A 13,904-nucleotide genomic window follows, 5' to 3' on the forward strand; every position below is an offset into this window, starting at 1 on the left:
GGCTCGCAGCTGAGCGTGACGGCGGGGACGATCGCGACGGCGGCGGGGAACAGCGTCGAACTGTTGTCGGACGGGTCGTTCGTCTACACGCCGGGCGCGGACTTCAACGGTTCGGACAGCTTCACCTACACGCTGGTGGACGGGAACGGCCAGACGGACACGGGCACGGTGTCGATCACGGTCGCCGCGGTGAACGATTCGCCGGAGATCCAGATCGATGCGATCCCGGACTTCTTCGTGGGCGTGCGCGGCAGCGGCGACCGGGTGCTGTTCAACGACGGGACGGGGACGTTCACCGACAGCGGCCAGTCGCTGCCTGGTGCGGTGGATGCCTGGGACGTCGCGGTGGGGGACTTCGACGGCGACGGGGACCTCGATGCGGTGGTCGTCAACGACGGTCAGGGTGCAGAGGTATTTAACAACGACGGCACGGGAACGTTCACGCTCTCCGCGACCCATTACGCCGGTTCGCAGGCCACCTGGGGCGTGGACGTCGGCGACCTCGACGGCGACGGCGATGTCGACATTCTCCTGAGCAACCGGGCCAGCCAGCAACACCGTGTGCTGGTCAATGACGGCAATGGCAATTTCACCGGTGGCTCCACGTTCAACAACGGCATCCGCACCTATGGAACCGGCGATCTCGGCGATCTGGACGGCGACGGGGACCTCGATGTGTTCATGCCCGGCTGGAGCAACGGGCCCGACCAGGTCTGGCTGAACGACGGGTCGGGGAACTTCACGCTTGGCCAGTCGCTCGGCAACTTCAACACCTACAATGTCGCGATCGGCGACGTCGACGGGGACGGTGATCTCGATGCCGTCAGCGGTGTCTGGTACGGCGCGAACCAGGTGTGGCTGAACGACGGGACCGGGACGTTCTCGGCGGTTTCTACGTTCAGTTTCTCACAAAGCACGCGTGATATCGCACTTGCCGACCTGGACGGGGACGGGGATCTCGATGCATTCGAGGGGCTTCGACAGCAGGCGGACCGCGTCTGGCTGAACGACGGTTCCGGAAACTTCATCGACAGCGGCCAGTCGCTGAACGGTTTCAATACCCGAACCTGGGACGTTTCGTTGTCGGACATCGACGGCGACGGGGACATCGACGCAGCAGCGTCGAACTCTTCAGGCACGACCTTCTACCGCAACGACGGAACGGGCACGTTCGCCCACAGCCAGGACGTGGGCGGGGTGTACTCGCGGGCCGGCGCGTTCGGCGACTTCAACGGCGACGGCGGGGCGGCGTTCCTGGGCGAGACGCTGCAGACCGAGGTCGACGTGCCGCTGACCCTCAAGGGGCTGGAGGTTTCTGACGCGGATGTCGACGAGGGGACGGGCGAGGTCGAGGCGACCCTTTCGGTCTCGAACGGCACCATCGACCTCGGGGCCCTTACGGGCCTGACGGTGAACGCCGGCGGCAACGGCCAGGCCTCGATCACGGTGACGGGCCTGCTCGACGACGTTAACGCCGCGATCGGGGAACTCACCTACACACCGGATGCAGGCTTCTTCGGGACCGACACGCTGAACGTCGCCGTCGACGACCTCGGCAACACGGGCACGGGCGGCGCGCAGACCGATGCGATCTCCATCACCATCGACGTGAACACCGACCCGGCGACGCCGCCGGTTGCTGCGGACGACGTGTTCGTGACGGACGAGGATGTGGTGCTGTCGGGCAACGTGCTGGCGGACAACGGCAACGGCGCGGACAGCGACGTCGACGGCTCGCAGCTGAGCGTGACGGCGGGGACGATCGCGACGGCGGCGGGGAACAGCGTCGAACTGTTGTCGGACGGGTCGTTCGTCTACACGCCGGGTGAGGACTTCAACGGTTCGGACAGCTTCACCTACACGCTGGTGGACGGGAACGGTGCGACGGACACCGGCACGGTATCGGTTACGGTGAACGCGGTGAACGACGCGCCGGAGATCCAGTCGTTCGCGATCCCGGACTTCTTCGTGGCGGGTCACGGCGGCGGTGACCGTGTGCTGTTCAACGACGGGACGGGTGTGTTCACGGACAGCGGCCAGTCGCTGCCCGGCTCGGCGAACGGCCGCGATGTTGCGGTGGGGGATTTTGACGGCGACGGGGATCTGGATGCGGTGGTCGGGAACGACGGCGGCGGGACGAGCATCTTCATAAACGACGGGACGGGGACGTTCGCGCTTTCGGCGAGCCTGTACAACGATGTCACCTGGGGTGTGAACGTCGGCGACCTGGACGGCGACGGCGACCTCGACATCCTCCAGGCCAACCGAACCGGACAAACGCACCGTGTTCTGGTCAACGACGGAACCGGAACCTTCACAACGGGCTCCACGTTCAACGCCGGCGGTCGCATGTACGGCTCGGAGCTGGCGGATCTGGACGGGGACGGAGACCTGGATGCCGTGTTCGCCACCTGGATCGGTCCGGAACAGGTCTGGATCAATGACGGCGCGGGAAACTTTACCCTCGGTCAGTCTCTGGGCAACACCAGCGACTACAACATCGCGCTGGGGGATGTAGACGGTGACGGCGACATCGATGCCGTGAGCGCACACTGGAACGGCGCCAATCAGGTCTGGCTCAACGACGGATCGGCGACGTTCGCGGCGGGAACGACGTTCGGTGGCACGCAAACCCGAGACGTTGAACTTGCGGACCTGGATGGGGACGGGGACCTTGATGTCTACGAGGGCGTCAGGGATTTGCCCGACCGCGTCTGGCTGAACGATGGCACAGGCAGTTTCGTGGACAGCGGTCAGGCATTGACGGGGTTCAGTGCCCGAACCTGGGACGTTTCGTTGTCGGATATCGACGGCGACGGGGACATCGACGCAGCAGCGTCGAACTCCTCAGGCACGACCTTCTACCGCAACGACGGGTCGGGGACGTTCACCCACAGCCAGGACGTGGGCGGGGTATACTCGCGGGCCGGCGCCTTCGGCGACTTCAACGGCGACGGAGGAATCGCGGGAGCCGTTGCGCTTGCAACCGTCGAGGAGACCGCCCTGACGATAAACGGGATCTCGGTCTCCGATGTTGACGTCGACGAGGGGACGGGCGAGGTCGAGGCGAGCCTGTCGGTCTCGAACGGCACCATCGACCTGGGCGCGCTGACGGGCCTGACGGTGAACGCGGGCGGCAACGGCCAGGCCTCGATCACGGTGACGGGCCTGCTCGACGACGTGAACGCGGCGATCGGGGAGCTCACCTACACGCCGGACGACGATTTCGCGGGTTCGGACGGCCTCACGGTGAGCGTCGACGATCTGGGCAACGCCGGTTCTGGCGGGCCGCAGACCACGGTCGAGGTGTTCGACATCGACGTCATCAACGTGAACGACGATCCCGTCGTCGGCGCGCGCCTGTTCGCGACGGCTGCGGAAGGTAACGCGCCGTTCGCGGTCGACCTGCTGGCCGGCGCCAGCGATGTCGATGCCGGGGACGTCCTGTCGGTGTCGAACTTTGTCCTCAAGGGTGGCGATTCTATCGGCGTGACGTTCGACGGCGGTGCCATCACCGTCGATCCGGGCGCCTACGCGACGTTGCTGGGCAACGGCGATACGGAGGTTATCACCTACGGCTACGACGTGACCGACGGCAACGGCGGATCCGTTGCTCAATCGGCGACGGTGATCATCACCGGACCCGATCCAAACACGGACCTCACGATCGATGGCACCGCAGGTGACGACACGCTGCAGGGCGGCGGTGGAAACGACTTCCTGACCGGCAACGCCGGCGACGATCTGTTCGTGTTCGTAAACGGGGCTGGCGATGACACAATCGGCGACTTCCAGGCGGGCGCCGGTACGGACGACTTGGTCGATGTGTCCGACTTCGGTTTCATCGACTTTGCGGATCTTCTGGCGTCAACCAATGACAGCGGCGCGGATACGGTAATTACGCTTGATGGGGACGATAGCCTGACCCTGATTGGTGTTCAGGAAGCCGACCTTCATGAGGATGATTTCATCTTCTAACCCTCGGGTTAGCTATGTGAGTGTCGGTTTGCCGGGTCGTGCCGGGCGACCGTAATTTTGGAGAATGTACCCATTTGCCTGACATCACTGTCGGGAAGGTTGTCTGTGCGCTCGCTCTCTGTTCTTAGATCTATCGTCCCTGATACTGGTATTTGAATTCCCTGTTATCCCTTGTAGGGAAATTCCCTTCAAAGCCCAGAAAACTGCACCTGAATCGATGCATTTCGTGGTTGATATTGGCTGAAAAGACCATTTTCCCTGTTTATTCCCTGTAAAACAGGGATTGAGAACAGAGACGGGTTCGCTCGAGACTCCGTCCACCGCCACTATTATCATGCCTTGCTAAATTTAGAGCTTCGGCCAGATGGCCGTGGAGTTCGAGATCGAACGCCCCGGGCTTGTTGGCCGGTTGCGCAACTATCTTCTCGACGAGTCCCCGCAATGCCGCGCTGGGCAGTGTCAGAGCAAAACGGGTTGAGGCAGACAAGGCCGTTATTTAGCCTCGACGGATGAGGAATCCGTTCCGCTATTTCAACAGTTCGCCTGAAGTGATCCGCCTGACGGTGATGATGTACGTGCGATACCCGCTGTCGTTGCGCCAGGTTGAGGACATGCTGTTCGAACGTGGCATCGATATCTGCCATGAGACGGTTCGTTTTTGGTGGAACCGGTTCGGCCCGATGTTCGCTGCGGAGATCAGGGAACGCCGGGTTCATAATCGTTCGTATTCGAATTGGCGCTGGCACCTGGATGAGGTTTTCGTTCGGATAAATGGCGAGACGCATTACTTGTGGCGTGCGGTCGATCACGAAGGCGAGGTGCTCGAAGTTTTCGCGACGAAACGCCGGGATCGTAGGGCTGCTCTTCAGTTTCCGAAGCGAGCGATGAAGCGGTATGGACATCCGAAAGTGATTGTCACCGACCGGCTTCGGTCATACCGGGCAGCGATGAATGTGATCGGGAATGCCGCCGATCAGGAATGCGGCCGCTGGCTTAACAACCGGGCGGAAAACTCACATCAGCCGTTTCGAAGGCGGGAAGGGGCGATGTCGAAATTCAGGGACGTAAAAACCCTGCAGAAATTCGCCGCCGTTCCTGCCTCAACCTTCAACCACTTCAATCTCGACCGCCATCTCAACAGTCGTTCCGTCTATAAGAGGAACCGCTCCGCCGCGCTGGCCGAGTGGCGTCAACTGGCGGCATGACGATGGTGTCGTCGGCGATTTTGGAGACTGGTTCGCATTGGTCTTACAGCACCCTGGCGAGGGCACTGTCAGACCAAATTGGGGCAGTGCCAGAGCAAAACGGCTTGAGGTAGCAAGGGCCGTTCCGTAGCCTCGACGGATGAAGAATCCATTCCGTTATTTCAACAGTTCGCCGCATGTCATCCGCTTGACGGTGATGATTTAGACCCGCTACCCGCTATCGCAGCGGCAGTTTGGACTGCGAATCCCTTGAAATCAGAGACTTACCTGAACAGGGCTAAAGTCCGGTAACGACCAAATCCCTCTCCCTCCGCCACTAATCTCCAACATTCGAAGTTCGGACCGTCGACCAGGCGCTGTTGCGGTCCGGATGCCAGGTCAGGTGCCGCAAAAAGTCTGGTAGGGCAGGGTCGTTTGCGCTCCGGGCTCGGCGTAGCCCTCTTGACCTGCAATCACATCGAAAGGATGACTCACGGCAGCGAGCAGCGCCTCGAAGGGGGACATGTCCTCAAGCTCGACTGCAGCGGTCAGCGCCTCTTCGACCTTGTGATTGCGCGGGATGTAAATCGGATTGATACGGTCCATCGAAGCTGCGCGTGCCTCTGCTTCTACATCTTCTCCGGCCAGCCGCGCCCGCCAGTTTTCCAGCCAGGCGTTGATGGCGGAAAGCTCGGCGAACTGGCCCTGCACGGGGATCGCATTGCCACGTAGCGCCGTCGCCAGGTGACGGAAAACCAAAGTGAAGTCGGCATCGCCCTGATGCATCGCTGTCAAAAGATCGCGGATAAGTTCGCCATCCGCCGCCTGTTCCGTGGTCAGGCCTATTTTCCGCCGCATTGCCGCCATCCAGTGCGCGTCATAGCGCGCGGGGATGGTGTTGATCACGTCGGTCAAGATCTCGATCGCGCGGTCCTTGTCGGGATCGATCAACGGGATCAGGGTTTCTGCCTGGCGCGCAAGGTTCCAGCCCAGAATGCCAGGCTGGTTGCCATAGGCGTAGCGGCCCTGGGTATCGATGGAACTGAAGACCGTGTCCGGCGCGTAGCTGTCCATGAAGGCGCAGGGGCCGTAATCGATGGTCTCGCCCGAAATGGTCGTGTTGTCGGTGTTCATCACACCGTGGATGAAGCCGATACTCATCCATTTGGCGACCAAAGCGGCTTGTGCGTCGGTCACGGCTTCAAGGAAAGCCAGATAAGGGTTCTCCGCGTCTGCGGCGTCTGGATGATGGCGGGCGATGGCGTAATCGGCCAGCTGGCGTACCTTCTCGTCATCACCTCGGGCGGCGAAAAACTGGAAGCTGCCCACGCGTATGTGACTTGCGGCAACGCGTGTCAGAATCCCGCCAGGCAGGGGCGTTTCGCGCTGTACCGTCTCGCCGGTGCTGACGGCGGCCAGCGCCCGGGTGGTGGGCACACCGAGCGCGTGCATCGCTTCACCGATCAGATATTCACGCAAGACCGGGCCGAGCGCCGATTTCCCGTCGCCGTTGCGCGAGAAGGGCGTGCGGCCAGAACCCTTGAGCTGGATGTCGCGCCGCTTCCCGTGAACGTCGATAACTTCGCCGAGCAAAAGCGCGCGACCATCACCCAGCTGCGGGCTAAATCCACCGAACTGATGGCCGGCATAGACCTGTGCCAGTGGTGCTGCGCCATCCGGGACGACATTTCCGGAGAAAATACTCGTCCCTGCGTCTGTGTTCAGGACAGCTGGGTCCAGCCCGAGCTCTTCTGCCAGCGCGTGGTTCAGCTGCAGAAGTTTTGGTGCTTCTGCCGGTGCCGCGTAACATTCCACAAAACAGCCTTCGAGGCTGCGCGAGAAGCTGTTGTCGAATGCGAATCTGGGAAGGGCGGGGCTCAGATTGTTCATGTTTTGGGGGTCCGGTGTCCTGACCTCAAGAAGATGGGTTTTTTACCGAAGATGTCCATGTTAGCCGACACACTTGCAGGATACGGCTAGCTCGTTTGGGAGCATGATGTGTCTGCGATACAGTGAGACCGATGCGTTGGGGTGAATGAACGAAGGTTTTCGACGGTCGCGACCTCGGCCTTCGACAGTATTCCCAGGTGGACTTTGATAGGGTCCGTGCAAAAGTCGGGTAACGACCAAATCTCTCTCCTTCCGCCATTCTCACGAAAGATCGTTGAACGCCAATGACAGAGCAAATCCTGGTATCTCGTAACGCAGACGTGACAACCCTGACATTGAACCGTCCCGATGAAGGCAACATCGTCTCGACCGATATGGGCGGAGAGATTTCGCGCCTGTTCGCCGCGGCGTCGGCCGATGGCACAAAGGTCATTGTTCTGCACGCCAACGGCAGCGATTTTTGTCTCGGCCGTGATTCAGCGGGCATTGCCGTGGGTCGCGGTGCGGAAACGGCGCTCGATGTTCGTGCCACGAACGCGGAACCGGCACTCGACTTTTATGACAGTTTCCTGCGTACCCCCGTCCCTATCGTCGGCGCCGTACAAGGTCTCGCCGACGGTATGGGCTGCGCGCTGGCAGCGTTGTGCGATATCACCATATCTGCCGATACGGCGCGATTTCGCGTGCCCGAGATGAATCGCGATATTCCGCCGGCACTTGTCATGACGGCGTTCCGCGACCGTGTGCCACGCAAGGCGATCGGATACCTGATCTGGTCGCGCGACGAGGTCGACGCGGCAACGGCGCGTGAATTCGGTATTGTCAGCAAGATCGTTGCCGCGAATGCACTCGACGCCGAGGTCGATGCGCTGACCGACACATTGTCGGGCAATTCGATGGAAGCGTTGCGCATGATCAAGGAATATCTAAACAACGCGCTCGACATGGACCGGGCCGCCGCGTCGCGCTTCGGCGCGAATCTGATGTCGGCGGTGATGGCCTCGCGATAATCGTGTGGCGGCGCGTTTTATGCGTCGCGCAGCGCCTGCCAGATTGCGGCGGATGTGAGCGGCAACTCGATATGACGGATCCCGTGGCCTGCTAGCGCATCCATCACCGCATTGCCGATGACGGCCAGCGCCGGCACGGTGCCGCCTTCGCCGCCGGCGCGAATGCCGAGCGGGTTGCCCACGGTTGGCGCGGCAACAAAGCCAACGCGAAAATTGGTAAACTGGTCGGCCCGCGCCATCATGTAGTCCATGAATGAACCGGAGAGCAGTTGGCCTGAGCCGGTATCGTAAAACACGCGCTCGCCGATTGCCTGGCCGACGCCCTGAACGAGGCCACCGTGGACCTGGCCGTGCACGATGGCCGGGTTGACCGGCACACCGCAATCATGTGCGACGCTGAGTGTGCAAAGGGCGAGCGTGCCGGTTTCGGGGTCGATCTCGATTTCGGCCGCCGCCGCGCCATAGGGGAATGCCGGAATGCGGCCTTGTTGGAGGGCTTGCCCGCCAAGTGTACGCCCGTCCCCGTGAAACTCGGGAAAGGCCATCGCGACCTCGAGGATACCAACCGTGTGCCCGGTGCCGTCAATGCCAAACGCGCCGCGCGCAAATGTCAGTTCGGTCTCGTCTGTCTGCAGCAGCTTCGCCGCGACGGGCTTGGCCTGCGCGACGATATCGCGCGCCAGCTCATGTAACAACGAACCCACCATGCGCATCGACCGGTCTGAATGCGTGCCCCCGCCAACCGCCAACGCGTCGCTGTCTCCCTGCGCCAGCGTGATCGTCTCGACGGGAATGCCAAGCAGGTCGCTGACGACTTGCGCATACGTCGTCTCATGGCCTTGTCCGTGATTCTGTGTGCCGGCCTGGATGACTGTCTTGCCATCGGGCGCGATCTTCAGCGTCGCAGATTCGAATGGTGCGCCGACCGGAGATTCGACGAACGGCACAAGCGCGATGCCGCGCAGTTTTCCGTGCGCCTCTGCTTCGGCGCGGCGCGACGCGAAATTGTCCCAGTCGGCCAGTTCGGCGGCCTTGTCGAACGCTTCTTCGAATGCGCAATCCTCGTAGGGAAGACCGAGTGGCGAGGTGCGGGGCATTGTCTCGCGCGCGATCAGGTTGCGCCGGCGCAATTCTCGCTGGTCCATGCCGATATCGGCCGCGGCCATGTCTATCAGCCGTTCCAGCGCGTAGGTAATTTCTGGCCGACCGGCGGCGCGGAAGGGCAGAACGGGCAGCGTGTTTGTAAGATAGATGCGGACATCGAGGCTGACCGCGCCGATGTCATAGACGGTGGTCGCCAGGCGTGACGCATTCGCGACCGGCGCATAGCAAACCGTGTGCGCGCCAATATTGGCGAGGATACGCAGCCTGTAGGCGCAGATCGTGCCGTCGCGCATGATACCGAGTTCACCCTCGAGGACCATGTCGCGGCCCTGTCCGTCGCTGACGAAGGCCTCGGTGCGGGCACTTGTCCACTTGACCGGCCGACCGATCCGCTTCGCGGCCCAGGCGAGTGCGGGGTACTCGGGATTGGCGTGGCCTCGCGGCCCAAAGCCGCCGCCGACATCCGGACAGACGACCCGGACTTTTTCTTTTTCGACCCCGAGCGCACTGGCGATCATATCACGATAGCGGTGAACGCCCTGATTGCCTGCGGTGACGGTAAAACGGTCGGACACAGCATCGTATTCGCCAATTCCCGAGCGCGGCTCCATCTGGCCACCGGCGACGCGCGGCACATTGAAGGTGCCGCGGACCACGGTGTCGGCGCCGGCAAGCGCGGTGTCGGCCGCCTCGGCGTCGCCGCGTAATGCGTGGACACACAGATTATACGGTGCGGAGTCGTGGACTTGCGGGGCGTTACTGGCGGCGGCCTGGTGTACATCGACGACCGGGGGTAATTCCTCAATATCGAGGATGACGCGCTCGGCGCCCTCGATCGCGGCGGCATCGCTCTCGGCGATCACCATGGCGACGGGTTCGCCGACATGACGCACCTTGTCGAAGGGCAATGGCCATTGCGGAATTTCGATCGCCGCCGGATCTTCGGCACCGAAGGCAGGCTGCTGCCAGTTGGCCGGGTCACCCTCAATCGCGCGATGCAGGATCGGTCCACACCCGTCATCGGCATAGTCGCGGCCGGTCAGTACCGCGATGACACCGTCCGCCGAGAGTGTGTCCTCGACATCGATGGCGCGGACGATGCCATGTGCGACTGGCGAGCGAACGAACGCACAGTAGCACTGGCCCGGGCGGTTAACGTCGTCGGAATACTGGCCTTGTCCCTGGACGAAGCGCGTGTCTTCCGTGCGCTGTACGGCCTCGCCGATGCGGCGCAGGCCTTCGGCCGGGACAGATGTATCCTTTCCCTCGTATTGGCTTGATGGTGGCATTGTGGTCGATTCCCTGACGCGCGCATGGGGTGGTAATTTATAGGGACTGCCAGAATGCCTGAACGGATGACGTTTGGTGTTGGGCAGGCGGGCCTAGATTGACTGCAGAACCTCGACGCAACGTTTCCAGGACGCCTCCGCCGCCTCTTTGTCGTAGGCCTCAGGGTTCGTGGGCTCCATGAATCCGTGTAGGGCACCGAGATAAACGGTGACTTCGGCGCTGGCCAATTCTGCGAATTCCTCTTTAACCTTCTCGATCTCTTCCATCGGCGCTGCCGCGTCCTTGTCGCCCCAGTGGTAGCTTAGTTTTGCATTGCCGATTTTACCGATCTCCCCGAACAGCGGACTGATGGCGGCGCTGTGGAATGCGACACCTGCATCGGTACCAAGTCGCGCGGCGCCCAGAAAGGCATACAGACCGCCAAAGCAAAATCCGACGATGGCGCTTTTCCCATTGCATTGCGGCAGCGATTTCAGGTGGCTCATGATCGATGCGATGTCCCGGATGTTCACGTCGTGGTCGGCGCGCCCCATTCGGGCGAAGGCCCGCTTGATGCCGTCTTCATCGCCGGGGAGAACGCCGGGGTCTTCGTCACGCCAGAAAGGATCGGGGGCCGCGACGCAAAAGCCTTTTGAAGCCAGGTCTTCGACATAGTCGATCATGTCGTCTTTGACACCGCGGATCGTCACAATGACGACCACTGCCGGGCCTGACCCGCTTTCCGGGACGGAAATGTAAGCGGGTATCGCGCCGCCGTCGTGCGCGGGGATGTCCGTGTGTTCACCAGCCATTGGGAGTGTCCTTCGAGGTTGGGTGATACTCATTCTGTTTCGCTTGGACAGACAAAGACCAGCGTTCAGGAAGCCAACAACACCAAGTCGCAAGGCCTTGCTTTGTGCGCCACACAGCGCCCTTTTTATACACGTGCAGCATAGGAATAGGCTAACCAGAAGGGCGTCAAGAATCCCCGGGGCTCAGGAGGCTTCCCTGAACGTGATCTCCTTTCTCCGGGACGATACTGCCATCGCGGACTTCAGATGCTTCGGATCGCACATCGTCGAGAAGCACGTGATGGATAACTGGCCGATAGGTGCATCCGGTTCAGCCGGTGGGGGGCACTTCGACCGCGTGGTTGCGTCCGTGGACGAAAGTTACGAGGCGGCCCAGAACCTGTTTTCGGCGGCACCGGCGCCGCTGTCGGACCCGGTCAAAAGCGGCAGCTCGCAGTCGTTGATAGACTGGTCGGCGATGGGCCAACCGGGCCGGAACTTTGTGATATCGGGTCCCGGTGCCGAGGCGATCACCCGTTTCACAGGTGCCCCCGCGCTTGATCCGATCCGTGTTTATGTCGGGCGGGCAGATGGGCTGACCCCCCAGGCGCGGGCCGAGCTCGCGCTCGCAGAACTGCGGCGTGTCGGGGCTCTTTGCGTTCGATGCTGTCGGTAGTTCGGACGACAGCAACACGGGTTTGGTGGCTGGGGCGGGAAAATTGACATCCGTTTAATCGGTATACAATATACCGTTTGGAGTCGCATGCGAGCGCGTTGTCGTCGTGAATCTCAATCTCAGAACGAGCAAAATATGGGTGGGAGTAGGGTAGTTGGCGAAGAATACCAAAGTCATCATTTCGTGCGCGATCACTGGCGCCATTCACACACCGACCATGTCGGAGAATCTGCCGATCACGCCGAACGAAATCGCGGACGCGTCCATCGGTGCGGCGGAAGCTGGGGCGGCGATTATTCATCTCCACGCCCGTAATCCGGAAGACGGCAGTCCGACCGGCGATCCGGACGTCTTCATGGAGTTTCTGCCGCGGATCAAGCAAAGCACCGATGCGGTGCTCAACCTGACAACGGGCGGCGGAATCGGAATGACGGTCGAGGAACGGATCGCGGCCGCGGTGCGTGCCGAGCCTGAGGTGACATCGCTCAATATGGGGTCGATCAATTTCGGTATCTTTGGGCTCGCCGACCGGTACGATGACTGGAAGTACGACTGGGAGAAACCTTACCTGGCCAATACGGTCGACAATATCTTTCCCAACACCTTCCAGATGATTGATCAGGTGATCACGGAACTCGCCGACAAGCGCGGCGTCAAGTTCGAGCACGAGTGCTACGATGTCGGCCACCTTTACAACACCCACTACTTCTACTCGACGGGTCGGCTGAAGCCGCCGATCTTCCTGCAGTTCATTTTCGGCATCATGGGCGGTATCGGCGCCGATCTCGAGCATCTCCACACGATGAAGAACACGGCCGACAAGCTGTTCGGCGATGACTATGTCTTCTCCGTCCTCGCCGCCGGTCGCCACCAGATGAACTTCACAACGGCGTCCGCCATGCTCGGTGGCTCCGTCCGTGTCGGGCTGGAGGATTCGCTCTATATCGCGAAAGGAAAGCTCGCGGACTCGAACGCCCAGCAAGTCGAGAAAATCCGGAGAATCTGCGAGGATTTGTCTCTGGAAATAGCAACCCCGGACGAGGCGCGGGAGATTCTCGACCTGAAGGGCGGCGACCGGGTTAACTTCTGATCCAAACCGGCGCATGCCCTTGCCGGAGACCAATGACAATCAAACTCAAGGAATTCCGAGATGCATCGTTACGACGATCCGAAGTACCAGCTCGACATGGACGTCATTATGGAGAAGTCCGAACGCAACAAGAACTGGGGTAAGTGGGGTCCCGACGACGAATGGGGCACAATCAACTATGCCGGGGCGGAGGAGCGTAAGGCCGCGGCCCAACTGGTCAAGAAGGGCGAGGTCTTCGCACTCGGCTTGAACTTCGACGGCGACGGGCCGCAGAAGGGTGATGACCGCGTGGGCGGCGGGACGAGTAATCGCTGGAATCCGATCCACACGATGCTCGCTACCGGGACGGACGCAGTCGCCGGCAAGCAGACGGTCCCTGGGAAGAAGTACGCCAGCCAGTATGCCGACGACGCGGTGTCGTTGCCGCTCCAGTGCGGTACCCAGTGGGACGCGCTGGGCCATGTCTTCAACAACGGCAAGATGTGGAACGGCTATGACGCGACCCTTGTCGGTGCCAATGGTGCGGAGAAGAACGCGATTCACAAGATGCGCAACAAGATGGTCGGGCGCGGTGTGCTGCTCGACATCGCGCGCTGGGCCGGCGTGGACTCTCTCGACGACGGCACGGCGATCGACGCCGAAGACCTCGACCAATGCGCCAAGGATCAGGGTGTGGAAATCAAGCGCGGCGATTTCGTGATTTACCGCACCGGCCATATGGAGCGCTGCCTGGCGGCGGGTGATTGGGGCGGCTATGCCGGTGGCGATGCGCCGGGCGTGTCCTTCCACACCTGCGACTGGATGCACGACATGGAGATCGCCGCGATCTGCGCCGACACCTGGGGCTGCGAAGTCATCCCGAACGAGACGGATGACGTGTTCCAGCCCTGGCACTGGATCGTGATCCCGCAG

General features: G+C 61.6%; 9 protein-coding genes. 6 read left to right on the top strand and 3 right to left on the bottom strand.

The features are described from left to right. Together ABJ363_10375 and ABJ363_10380 are read left to right on the top strand one after the other, a co-directional pair. A partial coding sequence (locus tag ABJ363_10375) for an FG-GAP-like repeat-containing protein (protein MEP4379396.1) occupies positions 1-3,978 on the top strand: 3,978 nt, incomplete at its 5' end. Between the two features lie 509 nt (positions 3,979-4,487). Continuing rightward, positions 4,488-5,183 (top strand): IS6 family transposase, encoded by a 696-nt coding sequence (locus tag ABJ363_10380; GenBank protein ID MEP4379397.1) that lies wholly within the window; start codon positions 4,488-4,490, stop codon positions 5,181-5,183. A 378-nt stretch (positions 5,184-5,561) separates the two neighbouring features. On the opposite strand, the gene ABJ363_10385 is transcribed toward ABJ363_10380, so the two are convergent. Next, positions 5,562-7,052, bottom strand: coding sequence for a protein adenylyltransferase SelO (locus tag ABJ363_10385; protein MEP4379398.1), 1,491 nt, complete (start codon positions 7,050-7,052; stop codon positions 5,562-5,564). Between the two features lie 284 nt (positions 7,053-7,336). On the opposite strand from ABJ363_10385, the gene ABJ363_10390 reads away from it, so the two are divergent. Continuing rightward, a complete protein-coding gene (locus ABJ363_10390) occupies positions 7,337-8,062 on the top strand; it encodes an enoyl-CoA hydratase/isomerase family protein (GenBank protein ID MEP4379399.1) in 726 nt (241 codons plus the stop codon). Between the two features lie 17 nt (positions 8,063-8,079). Here the strand turns inward: ABJ363_10390 and ABJ363_10395 are convergent, their stop codons facing one another. Continuing rightward, positions 8,080-10,455: a xanthine dehydrogenase family protein molybdopterin-binding subunit gene (locus ABJ363_10395; GenBank protein ID MEP4379400.1), complete on the bottom strand. Its 2,376-nt coding sequence runs from the start codon at positions 10,453-10,455 to the stop codon at positions 8,080-8,082. A 93-nt stretch (positions 10,456-10,548) separates the two neighbouring features. Then, entirely contained in the window at positions 10,549-11,247 is a 699-nt protein-coding gene (locus tag ABJ363_10400) for a dienelactone hydrolase family protein (GenBank protein MEP4379401.1), read from the bottom strand. Positions 11,248-11,449: 202 nt separating this feature from the next. On the opposite strand from ABJ363_10400, the gene ABJ363_10405 reads away from it, so the two are divergent. From ABJ363_10405 to ABJ363_10415, 3 genes are all read left to right on the top strand, one after another. Next, a complete protein-coding gene (locus ABJ363_10405) occupies positions 11,450-11,902 on the top strand; it encodes an alpha/beta-hydrolase N-terminal domain-containing protein (GenBank protein ID MEP4379402.1) in 453 nt (150 codons plus the stop codon). Positions 11,903-12,056: 154 nt separating this feature from the next. Then, positions 12,057-12,992, top strand: coding sequence for a 3-keto-5-aminohexanoate cleavage protein (locus ABJ363_10410; protein ID MEP4379403.1), 936 nt, complete (start codon positions 12,057-12,059; stop codon positions 12,990-12,992). A 60-nt stretch (positions 12,993-13,052) separates the two neighbouring features. Next, a partial coding sequence (locus ABJ363_10415; protein MEP4379404.1) for a cyclase family protein occupies positions 13,053-13,904 on the top strand: 852 nt, incomplete at its 3' end.

This window comes from Alphaproteobacteria bacterium (assembly GCA_039980135.1).
Lineage (GTDB): Bacteria > Pseudomonadota > Alphaproteobacteria > UBA6615 > UBA6615 > UBA8079.